A 15,616-nucleotide genomic window follows, 5' to 3' on the forward strand; every position below is an offset into this window, starting at 1 on the left:
GCTCCACTGGGGAAAACAGGGAGCCCAGCATCCGGAAACGGATAGCTCAGTTGAAGGTGGGGTTTATGGAGCGCTTACGGCGGTGCAAGACACGAAGCTGGCTCAATAAGCGCTGCGCGGGGGAAGTCGCTTCGTGCCTCGCGGCCGATCATTGACGCCTTTGCCCTGCAGCACTATCCTCCGTGCATCCCGCCCTTGGCAGTAAGCCGTCCCACCTATCCCGGACGTGCCGACCCCCTGGGCGTTTTTGTTTCTGGAGTCACGGATGGCGACAGCAATTCTTGTGGACGGCGGTTTCTTCGTTAAGCGCTTCAGGGCACTGGAGCCGGAGAACGCCTACAACGCGCAGCGTGCGGCGGAATGCTTGCATCGCTGGGCGGTCACCCACCTGGTGCCTCCCCGGCCGAGGCGTGCAGCGACAACGGGCAATCTTCCGCCTGTACAGGTTCCGAAGCGGGAGCTTTATCGGATCTTCTTTTACGACTGCCCGCCCCTGGCGAAAAAGCTGCACAACCCCATCAGCAAGCGAGCCATCGATTTCGCCAAATCGGACGAGGCGCTTTTCCGTATCGAACTGCACCGAATCCTGCTCACCAAACGCAAGGTCGCCTTGCGGCTCGGCCACCTTTCCAGCGACGCCCGCTGGACCATCAAGCCGGACAAGATCGAACAGTTGCTCAAGGGCAGGCTCCGGTTCGAGGATCTCGGACCAGACGATGTGAAGGTCGAGACGCGGCAGAAAGGCGTGGATATGCGCATCGGTGTCGATGTCGCCGCCCTGGCATTCAAGAAGCAGGTCGACCAGATCGTCCTGATCGCCGGAGATGCCGACTTCGTCCCGGCCGCGAAGCTGGCGCGGCGCGAAGGGATCGACTTCATTCTCGACCCGATGTGGCGCTCGGTTGCCGAAGGGCTCAACGAGCATATCGACGGGCTTCGGTCGACCTGTCCGCGACCTCGGCGCCCCCCGGCGGAGCTGCCGCCGGATGCGCAGATCAGATAGCCAACCAGGATTCCGTTCACCCACCCGCCCCCTGGCCGGACGCGCAGCAGCCCGGCTACCGCCGCACTCGCGTTCCCGTCAGAATCAGGGACGAATCCTCGATTCCTTTCCCAGCCCGTCCCCAAGGAACCTTCATGTACAAACCGGGTGGAACCATCAAGCAGCTTCTGGACAAGGTCGCCGCCAGGGAATACATCCTGCCGGCCATCCAGCGGGAATTCGTCTGGTGGCCGGAGCAGATCTGCCAGTTGTTCGACAGCCTCATGCAGGGAGAAATCGGGGACAGACCACGATTAAAATCGCGCAACCAACCTCTACACTTTCCCGGCCGCAACCGACAGGTTTCGCCTTGCACGGCGAGTCACTTTCTCTTGTCTGGCCAAGAGAAAGTAACCAAAGAGAAGGCCACCCCGACATCCGGGTCTGGCCTTCGGCCAGACTTCCCTCGCTCCGGTGCCGCTCCGGGGGCCGTCACGAAGGGACATCCCTGTCCCTTCGCTCCTCGCTCGGCGTCCATGCCTCGCGTCCCCCTACGCAACACCTACACTCGGCCTCCTGACGGGGATCGAAGTCCGAGTCGCCTGAAGGTTCGAGCTTAACTAAGCGGGGGTAGAAATCGGGGACAGACCCCGATTATTCTCAGCCCAAACGCCGAAACGACCTAGACCTCCCCCCGCTCGGGGCGCGGTGCCGGCTACAATACGGCTCTCGCCTCACGGCCCCCGGAGCCCCCAGTCCATGTTCACCCTCGCCCACCTGGACACACCGCCGCCGGAAGCCATGAAAAGCCAGGTGCTGCAGATGGTGGTGGACTACCTCAGCGACATCAGCCCGGTATCGCTCACACCCAGCAACCCACTATATCCGCTGTATCAGTACGTGGTGGGTTTCGAGGTGCATCGCTATCTGGACAGCATGGAGGGCGCCCAGGCCGGCAAGCCGGGACTGATCATGGCGCTGGATGCCGACGACCCGGCCGTGTTGCACGGTTTTGCGCTATACCTGCCGTATGTCGATGATCCCGATGCCTGTGCGCTGGTCTATCTCGCGGTCCAGGCCAGCCATCGCCGGCTTGGCATCGGCCGGGCCATGGTCGAAGCGATGGTGGCGCGCTATTCCCATGCGGAAGTGGCGTGCGTGGCCGGCAAGGTACCGTACTTCACCGCGCTGGGCTTTCAGCCGTTGACGGTGCGCGGCCCGCAGGTGGTGATGAATACGCGGCCCCAGGCGTCCAACGGCATGGTGGCGGTGCAGGACTTGCAGCCGATCTTTCAATCGAAGGAGGTTCGGCAGATTCACAGCTACCTAGTGCAGCAGCACGGGCGCAAAGCCATGAGCGACGCCGAGAAAAAGCGTGATCGCCTGCTCGACCAGATGGCCCAACAGGCCGTTCACCTGATCGAGACATACGCTGCAGCCAGGCGCTTGCATTGACGGTCTTGTGAAGCGCGCTCAGCGAGAAGGCGCCGCCGTCTTCCAGCAGCATGAAAGACGATCAACAAAGGGACAGGATTATTGCTGCGCGCCCGGGCCGCTCATTCAACATGATTACCCGTCGGCACCCGAGGCTGCGAGCTAGCCGATTGCGCTGCCGATCGGCGAACAGCGTACGGTGAAAGATCGGCACCTGCCATCGCAGAAGCTGGAAGCCAGTAAAACCGGGGCCTCCAGCTCGTCCCCGTCATCGCTCTCCCCCGCTTGCTGTAGATTTTGGCCTTTTTGGGCACCTGATCGCGGCACAGCGCAAAATCACAAAGCACATCAAAAAACATCTTACCGAGTGCTTTTCAGAGTGCTACGCTATGCGCGCTTACCTCGTTCGCACAATGACCTTACGAAGACCTTAATCAAGACAGCTCGGCCCACAGTAGAGAACCCACATTAGCTCAACGAAGCTTGACGGTTCGGCCCACAGATAGAGCTCAGGCACCCTAGAAGCGCGGATAGCAGAGAACAGGTGGATATGGCGATGACTTACACGGTACTGGCTGACGTTGCGGCGTCGGTGACAGAACTAAAAAAGGACCCAATGGGCACCATCCGCGAAGGTGGCGGCGAAACGGTCGTGATCCTCAATCGAAACGAACCAGCGTTCTATGCCGTGCCGCCCGCACGCTATGAAGCCATGCTGGAGCTGATTGACGATCTAAGGTTGGCTGAAATCGTACGCGCTCGCGCTGGTGAACCTACTGTACGAGTAGAGATCGATGACCTCATCGCGCAAGCCGGCGGAGCCGACTAAGTACGCCCTGGAGTTCAACGCTCAGGCACTCAAGGAATGGAGCAAGCTGGGTAACACCATCCAGCTGCAGTTCGCTAAGAAGCTGAGAGAACGCCTTGAGAATCCCCGAATCGAGGCAGACAAGCTCCGGGACATGCCCAACTGCTACAAGATCAAGCTTCGCTCCATCGGCTACCGCTTGGTCTATGAAGTGATCGACAGCTGTCTGGTTGTCACGGTAATCGCTGTGGGCAAGCGGGAACGAAGCAAGGCATATGGCAGCGCTGCCAATCGCTAGGCGGAATCGGGGACAGACCCCGATTGCGTTGGACCCCGATTGCGTTTGCCGATGCAGCGCTCGAAGATTTCCGTCAATGCTCGATAATCACAGACAACAGCATCGATGTTGGCCTGAATCCATTCGCCTTCGTCGGCCGGCCACCAGCTGATCTCGTAACCTGCGTTAATGATGATGTGCTGGATTCCTCAGGGACAGACCCCGATTTATCCTGGGCTCTGGGCTGACCCTGCGGGACTGCATGCTCTTGAGGCTTGAGGCTTCCTCAACGCTTGTCCGGCTGGGTCTGCATGATCAGTTCGACGCGACGGTTGCTGGCGCGCCCCTGTTCGTTGCCGTTGTCGCCGAGCGGGCGGATGTCGGCGTAGCCGGTGGCGCTCATGCGCGTCGCGTCGATGCCGGCGAGCTGCAGGTAGCGCACCACGCTGCTGGCTCGGCTGGCCGAGAGTTCCCAGTTGGAAGGGAAGCGTTCGGTCTGGATCGGCAGGTTGTCGGTATGACCCTCGACGAGTATCCGGTGCTGGCCCGCCACCAGGGTTGGAATCAGGCGGTCGATCACGTCCAGCCCGGCATTTTCCAGCTCGGCCTGGCCGGAACCGAAGAGAATCTCGCTGTTGATGCGAAAGCTGATGCTGCCGTCGTTGACGATCACCTCGATGTCTTCCCCCAGATCCATCGCCAGCGCCTCGCGTGCATCCACCTCGGCAGGTGTGACGATTGCCGGGTTGGCGACGATCGGGGGTATCGGCTGGGCCGAGGCCGCAAGCTCCAGGGGTTGGTCGCTCAGGGTCTGGTCCTGGGCACCGGCGCCTGTGGCGGCCCGGGCGTGCTGGCCGTCACCCTTGCCGGCCAGGGCGAGCATGACCACCAGCATCACCAGCAGCAGGGTGAGCATGTCCAGATAGGTCAGCAGCCAGGCTTCCTGTTCCTCTTCCTGGCGCGGCTCGATATGCCACTTCGCAAAACGACCGTGCGATTGCCCGTTCACCTCAGGCGTCCTGCTGCTTGATACGCTGTGCGCCGGCGCTGCCGTCGCGGATCTCGTCATCGTGATGGGCGATGAAGGACCTCAGGGTCTCACGCATGTACGCCGGGCTGCGGCGGTTGCACATCATCGAGATGCCCTGCATCACCAGGTTCATCAATGCGACACGCTGTTCGGTACGACGCTCGAGCTTCACTGCCACCGGTTTGAGGATCAGGTTGGCCAGTAGTACGCCATAGAAGGTGGTCATCAGCGCCACGGCGAGGCTGCGACCGATCAGTTCCATGTCGCCGCTGCCGAGCATGAACATCAGGTTGATCAGCCCGACCAGCGTGCCGATCATGCCGAACGCCGGGGCATAGCTGGCCATGGCCCGGAACAGTTGCGCCTCGGCATTTTCCCGGGCGCGCAGTTGGGCGATGCGCCATTGCATCAGGTCAAGGATGTCTTCTTCCGGGGTATTGTCGATCACCAATTGCACCCCGGTGCGCAGGAACGGATTGCCGACCTTTTCCACGGCGCGCTCGACCGCCGGCAGGTCGCCGCGGATCCACAGCCGGGAGATCTGCACCAGTTCCTCGAGATCCTGGCGGGTATACAGGCGCTCGTTGCGCAGCACCGTCCAGATCAGCCCGAACACCCGCATGACTTCCCGCAGTGGGTAGCTGATGAAGGTCGCGGCCAGGGTGCCGACGAGCACGATGCCGAGGCTGGGCAGATCGATGTACAGCGACGGATCTTCCGCTGCGAACAGCATCACGACTGTCAGCAGCCCGATGCTCGCGATAATGCCGATCAGGGTTGAAGGGTTCATCGACACTCCGGCCACGGCGGGGCTGAAACGCAGGATAATAGCATTGCGCCATCGAGCCCGGCAGCCAGCGGCGGGACCTGCCAGGAGAAATCGGGGACAAGACATCAGTCCATCACCTCATACAACCCACCCGGCACCCCCATCACCCACTTCCTCACCGCCAGAACTGTCGGATCATTCCGACGACTCTCCGGATAAACCAGGTGAAACGGCTTGCCCTCGAGTTCCGGCCCGAACGGCTGCACCAGCCGCCCTTCCCTCAACGCATCCTCGATCAACTGACGGCTCATCAATGCCACGCCCTGTGCGCCGATGGCCGCCGAGATGGCATGGGTCTCGTCGGAGAAGACCAGCCCGGCGCTGACATCCAGCCCTGGCACGTTGGCCAGTTTCTGCCACGCCGCCCAATCGCGGGGCGATGAAACAGCGGCCTGGTTACGAAAGTGGATCAGCGAGTGCCTGGGCAGGTCGGCCGCAGCGTGCAGACCGAGGTGTGGGCTGCAGACCGGGACGCCACCAGCCCCGGCCAACGGCCATCGCCGTAGCGGATGGCGACATCGGCCGTGACGCCATCCAGCGCGACTGGCTCGTGCGAGGTGTGAAAGCGCAGGTCGATATCAGGATGGGAGTCGCGCAGCATGCAGACCCGGGGCACTAGTCAGCGAACCGCGATCGCTCTGCTGGCCTCTCTATACGCTGCTGATTTCTCCGCTCGAACGGCTGCTCCGACAGGCCAACGCCGTGCGTGGCAGCGCTCTCGACACGCTGGTACCGCCCTCTCCCATGAATTGCGCACGCCGCTGAGCCCTGCGGGTCGCCTGCGAAAGCGACCTGCGCGACAGCGAAATGCGCGATCGGGTGGAGCGTGATCTGACCGGAGAAGGGCGCCCCCTGGCTACGTGGTCATCCAGTTGCGAGATACATAGTTTGTAAATGATCTTTACTAGCTAATGAAAATGACTATCATTTGCGCTCAACCCGCGTAGGTTGTGAGCGCGTTAACTCTGTCAGCCCAACAGTGTTCCGCTCCCTACGCATGTTCCACACTGCAACCAGGAGCGTTGTCGATGCATCCACGATTCAAGTTCAGCCCCCTTTTCCTGGCTCTGATGGCCGCTTCTCCGGCCTTGCTGGCGCAAACCTCGGAACCAGAAGCCGAAGGTGCCAGGGTGGAACCGGCCGACAATGCCTTGCAGTTGCAGGATACCTATGTACTGGGCACCGCCGAACAAGAGCTGAAGCAGGCGCCAGGCGTTTCGATCATTACCGCCGAAGACATCAAGAAACGCCCGCCAGTCAACGACCTCTCCGACGTCATCCGCAAGATGCCCGGCGTCAACCTCACCGGCAACAGCGCCACGGGTCAGTATGGCAACAACCGGCAGATCGACCTGCGTGGCATGGGCCCGGAAAATACGCTGATCCTCATCGACGGCAAGCCGGTCAGTTCACGTAACTCCGTGCGCATGGGGCGCAGCGGCGAGCGCAACACGCGTGGCGATACCAACTGGGTGCCGGTCGATGCCGTGGAACGCATCGAGGTATTGCGCGGCCCGGCGGCGGCGCGCTACGGCTCGGGCGCTGCGGGGGGCGTAGTCAACATCATCACCAAGGCGCCAAGCGATCACCACACCGGCTCGATCACCACCTACACCAATATCCCCGAGGACAGCGCCGAAGGCGATACCCGCCGCCTGGGCTTCAGTCTCGCCGGTCCGCTGGTGGACACGCTGTCCTATCGCCTGTATGGCAACCTGAACAAGACCGACGCCGACGACTTGTCACTGAATGAAGAGTTCGCAACCGGCGCCACTCCACCGGCCGGCCGTGAGGGAGTACGCAATAAAGACCTCAATGGCTTGCTGCGCTGGGAGCTCGACCCGCAACAGGTCCTTGAGTTCGAAGGCGGATTCAGCCGCCAAGGCAACATTTATGCCGGTGACCGCGCAGTCTCGGGCACGGGTTCAGACCTGCTTACCGAACTCGCCGAGGGCGGTAAGGAAACCAACATCATGTATCGTCAGTCCGCCTCGGTGACCCATCGCGGCGATTGGGATTTCGGCAGCTCGCAATTGGTTGCCGCCTACGAGAACACCCGCAACCGCCGTTTGAACGAAGGCCTGGCCGGTGCCTCCGAAGGCAGCATCAACACCGATACTGCCATGTCCACTTCCGAACTGGACAGCTATCGCTTGGCCGGCGAACTGAACATTCCTCTGAACCTGGGTTTCAACCAGGTCGTCACCGTCGGTGCCGAGTACACCCGGGACGAGCTGAACGACCCCTTCTCGATGACCCAGGGCACCGGCACCGGCGGTGCGGTGCCAGGTGCCGATACCGGCGTGCGCGACGGCAAGTCGGATGCCGACAACTATGCGCTGTTCATCGAAGACAACATCGAGATCGACCCGCGCTGGATCGTCACGCCAGGCCTGCGTTTCGACCGCCACAGCGAATTCGGCGGCAACTGGAGCCCGAGCCTGAACAGCTCCTACCAGGTCACCGACGCCATCACCGTCAAGGGTGGTGTTGCCCGCGCATTCAAGGCGCCGAATCTGTATCAGTCGAACCCCAACTATCTCTACTACACCATGGGTAACGGTTGCCCGGTCGATTTCCCCAGCCTGGGCACCGGGTGCTACGTACAGGGCAACGACAACCTGGACGCCGAGATCAGTATCAACAAGGAACTCGGCATCGCCTACGACAAGGATGGCTGGAACGCGGGGATCACCTACTTCCACAACGACTACAAGAACAAGATCACCGCTGGCATGGAGCCGGTCGGACAGACCAGCGTCGACGGTCGCATCTTCAAATGGGAAAACGCACCCAAGGCAGTGGTGGCCGGCTGGGAGGGCAACCTGAACGTGCCACTACTCGGCACCACAGGCGAGATCCTCAGCTGGAACAACAACTTCACCTACATGATTGAGAATCATAACAAGGAGACCAACGAGCCCCTGTCCGTGATTCCCAAATACACCATCAACTCGATGCTCGACTGGGCGGTCACCCAGTCGTTCGATCTGTCCTTCAGCATGACCCACTACGGCGAGCAGGAGCCGCGCAACCTGACCTCGCGCGGCGCGGCGGCCACCGGCGATGAATTGAAGACTCGCGGCGGCTACACCCTCTACGGCGTAACCGCCAACTACGAGTTGGACGAAACCTGGAGCTTCAGCACGGGTGTCAGCAACCTGTTCGACAAGCGCCTGTATCGGGAGAACAACTCTGGTGGCGCCGGAGCCGCCACTTACAACGAACCAGGACGCGCGTACTTCGCATCGGTCACCGCCTCGTTCTGATCAACCGTGCTCCTTGCCTGCCGTTCGCGACGGGCATTTCGCTCTGCCAGGCCAAGCCTGGCCTGGCCTGGCCTGGCAGAGTTTTTTCGCGAAGAGTCGAACATGACGTTATGGACCGACGGCTACCTGGCCGACCTCCCCTACCCGCACCACGTGCATGCCGAGCTGTCGCCCAGCTGGCTGAGCGCAGTGTTGACCGCTCTTGGCCAGCATGCGCCGGATATCGCCGCCCGCTTCCGCTATTGCGAACTGGGTTGCGGCCAAGGCCTGAACAGCCTGCTGCTGGCTGCAGCCAATCCTGCCGGCCAGTTTATCGCAGTGGACTTCAATACCCGGCATATCGATCATGGCCACCGCCAGGCCGCCGCAGCAGCGCTGGACAACCTGGAGTTTCGCCAGGCGAGCTTCGGCGAACTGGCTGACGAGACGGATGCCGAGGGCTTCGACTTCATTGTCCTGCATGGCGTCTATTCCTGGGTATCACCGGCCAATCGCACCGCTATCCGGCGTTTCATCGAGCGCAACATCAAGCCCGGCGGAGTGATCTATCTCGCCTACATGAGCCATCCGGGCATGTCGGCCATGGTCAGTGCGCAGCGTTTTCTCTGGCAAGCAGCGCAGCGCGTGCCAGGCGATCCGCAGAGCCGTCTGCGCGCCGGGCTGGACGCCTTGCGCCATTGGCAGGACGCGGGCGCCGGCTACTTCGTCGATCATCCGGACGTTGCACGCCGACTGGCACGTGCCGACGACGAGGATCTCGCCTTCCTGGCGCACGAGCTGCTCTGCGAGCACTGGACCCCCATGCAGGCGGATCAGGTGATCGATGAGTTCGCCGAGTTCGACTGTCGTTTCGTCGGCAGCGCGACGCCGCTGGAAAACATCGACGCCCTGTCGCTGCCCGGCCATTGCCTGCCACTGCTGACGGACATCGCCGACATTGCACAGCGAGAAACGGTCAAGGACTTGGCGCGCAACCAATCACAGCGTCGAGACTTGTACCTCCGCAACCCCCGGGCATTGTCGGCAGGCGAGCATCGCCGAGCATTGCTCGCTGGCTGCTGGAGCGCTCTGCCGGGAGCGCCGGCCAACGGCGGTTTGACCTTCGACACCCGAATCGGTCCGGTGCAGGGTGACGAGCGACTTTTCGCACCACTGCTCGCGGCTTTGGCCGAAGGTCCCCAGAGCTTCGCCGAGTTGGCGCGTCGACCAGCTCTGGCAGAGCAGATTGGCAGTCTCAGTACGGCCTTGCAGATGCTGACCTGGGCCGGCCACATCCACCCCTTGCTGAACGGCGCCGTTGCGATCGAACGCTGCCAGGCTTTGAACAGAATATTGGCCGAAGGAGCCCTGCACGGAGCTGGCTATCGTTATCTTGCCGCACCAAGCCTCGGGGCACCGATTGCCGTCGGCCTGCTGGAGATGGCTGCAGCGCGAGTGCTGTTGGAGCATCCGCAACTGCGTGGCGAGCTGCTGCGCGAGACGGTACTGGCACTGCTACGACGCACCGGGCAGGCGGCCGGCGAGACGCAGGTAAGGCAGTTGCTCGACTTCGAAGAGCAGACCCTCGCCGTCTGGCTGAGACTCGGGGTGGTGGGCCGATGAAAACCCTGCTGCTACTGGCGGCATTGCTGCCACTGACCGCCCCGGCCAAGCCCGACCTCACCCAGAAGGTCGGCCCGACGCTGGCCGACAGCGGCTCGGCGTACTACCGCTTCGAGCGTTTCGAACTGGACTCTGCCGATGGACGCCGCCACTACCGCATCGATCTGGCCGTTCCCAGGCGCGCCGCGCCGGTTGCCGGCTATCCGGTGCTCTACCTGCTGGACGGCAATGCCGCGCTGGCCGCGCTGGAGGAAGACTGGCTGGAGGAAATGGACGAGCGTGGCCCGCCGTTGCTGGTCATGCTCGGCTATGCCACCGACCTGCGCTTCGATGTCGAAGCCCGTGTCTACGACTACACGCCGGCGCCGCAGCCCGGCCAGCCGTTGCTGGAGGACGACGAGCGGCGGCGCCCCGCGGGCGGTGCCGCGCAGTTTCTGGAACTGATCGAAACGCGCATCAAGCCGCAAGTCGAGGCGCGCCAGCCGGTAGACCGTCGGCGCCAGGGGCTCTGGGGCCATTCCTATGGCGGCGCCTTCGTACTCGACACCCTGTTCACCCGACCGCAGGCATTCCAGAGCTACATCGCGGCCAGCCCCTCGCTGTGGTGGCAGTCCGGCCTGCTGTTGCAGATCGAACAGCGCCTGCCCACCGATACGGCGGCACGTCTGCTGATTCTGCGCGGTGGCGATGAGGCGCGCCCGCGCGCAGCGGATGACATGCCGTCTGCTCGGGCCAAGGCCATGGCCGCCGTCCCCGCCGATGCGGCGCCACAGATGGCGGCGCGGCTGTCCGCCTATCCCCGGATGCGCGTCGAGTACCGCGAACTCGCCGGCCTCGGCCATGGCCCGATGCTGCCGGCATCAATCCTGCCGGCGCTACGCCTGATAACCGAAGAGAACGACCGATGAAAGCCACTACCCCACCCTGGCCGGTGATTTCCCGCATCCTGGCCGCCGTGCTCGGCGGCTACCTGTTCACCTATGCGTTCACCGCGGCGCTGGCGCGCCTGTTGCCGCTGGCGAAGGTCGACGCGCTGGTGGTCGCCACCCTGGCCTCGTTCCTCGTCTACACCCTGGCCATTCTCTGGGTCTTCGGCTGCCGCAGCGCCCGGCGGGCCTGGGCAGGGCTGGCGCTGGCATTGCCGCTGGCCGTCATCGGCTTCTGGCCACAATTGCTGGAGACGCTGGGATGAAACAGAAAACCCTCACCCAATCGCTGTCCTGGCTGCACACCTGGAGCGGGCTGATCTTCGGTTGGCTGCTGTTCGCCATCTTCCTCACCGGCACCCTGGCGGTGTTCGACAAGGAGATCGACGCCTGGATGCGCCCGGAACTGCCGACCCAGCTCATCGACCAGACCGAGGCCGCCCAGCGTGCCCTCGACTACCTGGCGGCCCGGCACCCCGACGCCAGCGCCTGGAACATCGGCCTGCCCACCGAGCGCTCGCCGAGCCTGAGCGTGTCCGCCGGCGAACAGCGTCGCGGCGGCGGCCAGTATCTCGATCCGCACAGCGGCGAGCCCCTCGAGGCGCGCGAAACGGCCGGCGGCGGCTTCTTTTTCCGCTTCCACTTCACCCTCAACATGCCGCGCAACATCGGCATCTGGGTCGTCGGCCTGGCGGCGATGGCGATGCTGGTGGCGCTGATCAGCGGCATCGTCATCCACAAGAAGATCTTCAAGGAGTTCTTCACCTTCCGGCCGGCCAAGGGCCAGCGCTCCTGGCTCGATGCGCACAACGCCACCGGCGTGCTGTTGCTGCCGTTCCACCTGATGATCACCTACACCGGCCTGGTGATCTTCTACCTCATCTACATGCCGGCGGCGATGGACGCGCTGTTCGATGGCGACCGCGATGCCCTGTTCCGCGAATTGCGCGGCGCCCCGGCCGAACAACGGGCCGAAGCGGGACGCCAGCCTACCCTCGCCCAGCACGGCGAGCAGTCCGGCGAACGCGCTGAACGGCAGAACGGCGCCAGCGAACGCCCGGCCGGACGTGGCGAACGCCCGAATGGCCAGGGCGGTCGGGCCGGCGAGCAATCCAGGCCAGCGGCCGAGGCGGCACCGTTGACGGCGCTGGGCCCGCTGCTGGCCGAGGCCGAGCGCGTCATCGGGCCGGTCGCCGGCCTGTCGATCCAGAATCCCGGCCGCAGCGATGCGCGCATCGGGGTGCGCCCGGTGCTCGGCAACCGCATCGAGCTGACCAAGGGCCAGAGCATGCAGTTCGATGGCGTCAGCGGCGCGGTACTGCGCATGCCGACGGAAAGTCGCCCCAGCCAGTTGACCCAGCGCGTCATGGCCGGCCTGCACTTCGCCCAGTTCGGCGGCTACCCGATGCGCTGGCTGTATTTCCTCTGCAGTTTGGCCAGTTGCGCGATGATCGCCACCGGGCTGGTGCTGTTCACCGTCAAGCGCCGCCGCCGGCACGAGGCCGAAGGTGCCGTCGGCGCCCTGCTGTACCGCGTCGCCGAACGCCTCAATATCGCCGTGGTGGCGGGGCTGGCGCTGGCCTGCGTGGGGTTGCTCTGGGCCAATCGCCTGTTGCCGGTGGAACTGGCGCAGCGTGGAGGCTGGGAGGTGCGGGTGTTCTTCCTGGTCTGGCTGGCGACCCTCGGCCACGCCATCGTCCGCCCCTGGCTGCAGGCCTGGCGCGAACAGCTCGGCCTGGCGGCGGCGCTGTGCCTCGGCCTGCCGTTGCTGAACCTGGCGGGCATGGTCCGGGGCAGTCATTTCTGGCTGGAGGCGAGCGCCGTGGCGCTCGGCGCGCTGTTGGCCTGGACCTGCTGGAAAGTCGGCCAACCGCCGCAGCAGCGCCCGGCACGGCGCGCGGCCAAGACCCTGGCGGAGGCCAATTGAGATGAATCTTGCATTGATCGCCAGCCTGCTGCTGGCCTATGCCGGCATGCTCGGCCTCTGCCTGGGCATGGAACGTCACTGGAAACAGCTCGCCAGCCCGCGCCTGCCGGCTTTCTGCCGACGCCTCTGCGCACCGCTGGGCGGCGGCCTGCTCGGCCTGTCCATCCATGCGGCCAGCTTCGTCTGGCCCGGCGGCATGGCAGTGGTCGCCTGGTTCGGGCTGGTCTCCCTCGGCGGACTGGCGCTGCTCATGCTCCTGCCGTACGCGCCGCGCCTGGCGCTCTGGCTACCGGCCGCCGGCGGCCTGGCCTGGGCGTGCGTCTATGCCGGCCTGTAGAGTCTGGGAACCGGCCGGCAAGAGAAAGTCGAGCACGGCCCGGGTAAAGGCGTCACCGGCCTCCACCTTCGACAGTAAGAATCGGGGTCAAGAGTAAGAATCGGGGTCAGACCCCGAGGCGGAATCGGGGACAGACCCCGATTTACCGATTTAGACATTGACGGTCTTGTGAAGCGCGATCAGGAAGAATCGGCAAACAAAGAATCGGGGTCAGACCCCGCATAAGAATCGAGCATAAGGAGAAGAATCGGGGTCAGACCCCGACCCCCCCCGAAACCACCGAATCCCTCTCCTTGGAGAAAAATCATTATCGAATGCTTTCCTGCTCCGCCCCTCTAAAACTGGAGATTCCCCCCGGAGTAGCGAACAAATGAGAGAGCAAGATGATCCGCAGACCATGACCGAGCTGGTGGAGCGTCTCGGCGACGCAGGCGACCCCGAACGCAGGGTAACCATCGGCGAGATGGTCGAGGCGGCGGGCCAGTGCAGCTTCGGCGTCATGCTGATGGTGCCCGGGCTGCTGGTGCTCTCGCCGCTCTCGGGCATCCCAGGCATACCGACCTTTATCGCGGCGATGGTGACCCTGATCAGCGTGCAGCTGTTGATCGGCCGGCACAGCTTCTGGCTGCCGAACTGGCTGCTCAAGCGCAGCGCGTCGCGGCCCAAGTTCAACAAGGCGCAGCACTTCATGCTGAAGATCGCGCGGGTGGTGGACAAGCTATCGCGCCGGCGCCTCGTCTTTCTCGCCTCAGGGCCTGCCGTGCGCGTCGTCGCCCTGCTCTGTCTCGCCATTGCGGTAACCATGCCACCACTGGAGATCCTGCCCTTCACCAGTTCGCTGGCCGGCGCGGTGTTCAGCGTACTGGGGCTGGGGTTGATGGCTCGGGACGGGGTCATGGTGCTGATCGCCTTGGGCTTCTGCGCGGTCCTGGTGTTCAGCGTGCTGCGGGTACTCCTGTTCTGAACAGGAATGAGGGACAGACCCCAATTCCCGCTCGCTCCAATTCCCGCTCTCCAATTCCCGGCCCCCGATTCCCGCGGCCCCGTTTTCTCTCCGGCTAGGCATCCGGCCTCGGGCCATCCGCCAGCGGATCGCTCGGAGGCATGGCTGGGGGTGTGCCGATTGATGATTCAGCCTTGACCGCGACGCTATCGATGGCGTCGAGCACCGCATCGGTCGCCTGGTAATGAAGCATGTGCCCCACCCCTTCCAGCTCACGGTAATCCGCCTCGGGCAGCGCGGCGTGCAGTTGCGCCGAATGCTTGTCCATGGGCAAAAGGGCATCCTCGCGTCCCACGATAATGGTGGTGGGGACTTTGAGTTCGCCATAGCGTGGGCTGAGGGCCGTGGCCGAAGAGATCAACAGGCCGAGCTCATCTGACGCCGCCTGAAGGGAGGAGGAGCGCAGGGCCATCCAGGTGGGGAACTCGTTGAAGCGGGCCGGTACCTCGCCAGGCGCGAACACGCGCTTGATCAGCATCGGCCAGGCGGCGCGCACCAGCCAGGGCGTGATGGTATGGCGCATCAGATCGCTGACTACAGGTATCGATGGCTGCTGGGCCAGCATCATTTCTGGGCGGGACACGGGATAGAAGTAGCCGCCCGCCAGCACCAGCCCGGAAACCGATTCGGGGTAATCCAGACCCAGCGCGACGGCCAGCATGGCGCCCCAGGAATGACCGAGCACCAGCGGCCGCTCGATGCCGAGTGCGCGAAATGCGCCGTGGAACAACCGGGCCTGCGCGGTGGGGTCCCAGGGGCGGTCGACCGGGCGGTCGCTGTGGCCGTAACCGGGGCGGTCGAAGACAATCACCCGGTAATGCCCGGCCGCCTTGTCCAGCAGCCCACTAAGCTCGAAATCGACGCCCATGGTGGCGGCGCCGTGCAGCAGCACCAACGGCCGGCCGCTGCCCTTTTCGGTGTAGTGCAGCCGAACACCTTCTACTTCCACGAACTGGCCGGTGGGCGGGCATTCTTCTTCGGTCTTGTGCTGACGATAGACGAGATAGGCGGCAGACGCGGCCATGGCGACGGCGCTGCGGATCAGGAAGGATGGCATGAGGGTCTCCGGTGGCGGGTCTATCCAGACTAGAACCCGCCGTTGGGGCACTGTTCCTGACGCGCCGGGACCGTGCGACTGATGGTCGAACATCGCCTGGACACGGGGGACAGACCCCGTCTCCCCCCGTTTTCC

At 63.8% G+C, this 15,616-nt stretch carries 14 protein-coding genes and 1 pseudogene; 11 read left to right on the forward strand and 4 right to left on the reverse strand.

What is annotated here, in order from left to right; all coding sequences use genetic code 11:
• Positions 1-265: 265 nt before the first annotated feature.
• From ACFOMF_RS00870 to ACFOMF_RS00885, 4 genes are all read left to right on the forward strand, one after another.
• The gene (locus ACFOMF_RS00870) at positions 266-1,003 is read left to right on the forward strand and encodes an NYN domain-containing protein (RefSeq protein WP_386360304.1); all 738 of its coding nucleotides are present in this window, start codon (positions 266-268) and stop codon (positions 1,001-1,003) included.
• Between the two features lie 738 nt (positions 1,004-1,741).
• Positions 1,742-2,437 carry a GNAT family N-acetyltransferase gene (locus ACFOMF_RS00875; RefSeq protein WP_386360306.1) on the forward strand — a complete coding sequence of 232 codons (696 nt, stop codon included), beginning with the start codon at positions 1,742-1,744 and terminating at the stop codon, positions 2,435-2,437.
• A gap of 535 nt (positions 2,438-2,972) precedes the next feature.
• Complete coding sequence (locus tag ACFOMF_RS00880; protein ID WP_386360308.1) at positions 2,973-3,245, forward strand: type II toxin-antitoxin system Phd/YefM family antitoxin; 273 nt, start codon at positions 2,973-2,975, stop codon at positions 3,243-3,245.
• Positions 3,211-3,522 (forward strand): type II toxin-antitoxin system RelE family toxin, encoded by a 312-nt coding sequence (locus tag ACFOMF_RS00885; protein ID WP_386360310.1) that lies wholly within the window; start codon positions 3,211-3,213, stop codon positions 3,520-3,522. The genes ACFOMF_RS00880 and ACFOMF_RS00885 overlap by 35 nt, the downstream gene beginning before the upstream one ends.
• A gap of 265 nt (positions 3,523-3,787) precedes the next feature.
• Here the strand turns inward: ACFOMF_RS00885 and ACFOMF_RS00890 are convergent, their stop codons facing one another.
• The 3 genes and pseudogenes from ACFOMF_RS00890 to ACFOMF_RS00900 all read right to left on the reverse strand — a co-directional run.
• A complete protein-coding gene (locus ACFOMF_RS00890; RefSeq protein ID WP_386360312.1) occupies positions 3,788-4,510 on the reverse strand; it encodes an OmpA/MotB family protein in 723 nt (240 codons plus the stop codon).
• A gap of 1 nt (position 4,511) precedes the next feature.
• Positions 4,512-5,321, reverse strand: a complete 810-nt coding sequence (locus ACFOMF_RS00895) for a motility protein A (protein WP_386360314.1) — start codon at positions 5,319-5,321, stop codon at positions 4,512-4,514.
• Between the two features lie 104 nt (positions 5,322-5,425).
• A pseudogene (locus ACFOMF_RS00900) lies at positions 5,426-5,979 on the reverse strand (LysR substrate-binding domain-containing protein); the annotation flags it as partial.
• Between the two features lie 409 nt (positions 5,980-6,388).
• On the opposite strand from ACFOMF_RS00900, the gene ACFOMF_RS00905 reads away from it, so the two are divergent.
• The 7 genes from ACFOMF_RS00905 (at position 6,389) to ACFOMF_RS00935 (ending at position 14,385) form a co-directional block, all read left to right on the forward strand.
• Complete coding sequence (locus ACFOMF_RS00905; RefSeq protein ID WP_386360316.1) at positions 6,389-8,629, forward strand: FepA family TonB-dependent siderophore receptor; 2,241 nt, start codon at positions 6,389-6,391, stop codon at positions 8,627-8,629.
• Between the two features lie 102 nt (positions 8,630-8,731).
• Positions 8,732-10,231: a class I SAM-dependent methyltransferase gene (locus tag ACFOMF_RS00910; RefSeq protein ID WP_386360317.1), complete on the forward strand. Its 1,500-nt coding sequence runs from the start codon at positions 8,732-8,734 to the stop codon at positions 10,229-10,231.
• Entirely contained in the window at positions 10,228-11,139 is a 912-nt protein-coding gene (locus tag ACFOMF_RS00915) for an alpha/beta hydrolase (protein ID WP_386360319.1), read from the forward strand. Before ACFOMF_RS00910 ends, ACFOMF_RS00915 begins: the two co-directional genes overlap by 4 nt.
• Positions 11,136-11,423, forward strand: coding sequence for a DUF3649 domain-containing protein (locus tag ACFOMF_RS00920; RefSeq protein WP_313025285.1), 288 nt, complete (start codon positions 11,136-11,138; stop codon positions 11,421-11,423). Before ACFOMF_RS00915 ends, ACFOMF_RS00920 begins: the two co-directional genes overlap by 4 nt.
• Positions 11,420-13,084 (forward strand): PepSY-associated TM helix domain-containing protein, encoded by a 1,665-nt coding sequence (locus ACFOMF_RS00925; RefSeq protein WP_386360321.1) that lies wholly within the window; start codon positions 11,420-11,422, stop codon positions 13,082-13,084. Before ACFOMF_RS00920 ends, ACFOMF_RS00925 begins: the two co-directional genes overlap by 4 nt.
• A gap of 1 nt (position 13,085) precedes the next feature.
• Entirely contained in the window at positions 13,086-13,421 is a 336-nt protein-coding gene (locus tag ACFOMF_RS00930; protein WP_386360323.1) for a DUF3325 domain-containing protein, read from the forward strand.
• 370 nt (positions 13,422-13,791) lie between these two features.
• Complete coding sequence (locus tag ACFOMF_RS00935) at positions 13,792-14,385, forward strand: exopolysaccharide biosynthesis protein (RefSeq protein ID WP_386360325.1); 594 nt, start codon at positions 13,792-13,794, stop codon at positions 14,383-14,385.
• Positions 14,386-14,479: 94 nt separating this feature from the next.
• Here ACFOMF_RS00935 and ACFOMF_RS00940 read toward each other — a convergent pair whose 3' ends face one another.
• The gene (locus ACFOMF_RS00940) at positions 14,480-15,481 is read right to left on the reverse strand and encodes an alpha/beta fold hydrolase (RefSeq protein ID WP_386360327.1); all 1,002 of its coding nucleotides are present in this window, start codon (positions 15,479-15,481) and stop codon (positions 14,480-14,482) included.
• Between the last annotated feature and the right edge of the window lie 135 nt (positions 15,482-15,616).

Source organism: Stutzerimonas tarimensis (assembly GCF_042648805.1).
Taxonomy (GTDB): Bacteria; Pseudomonadota; Gammaproteobacteria; order Pseudomonadales; family Pseudomonadaceae; genus Azomonas; species Azomonas tarimensis.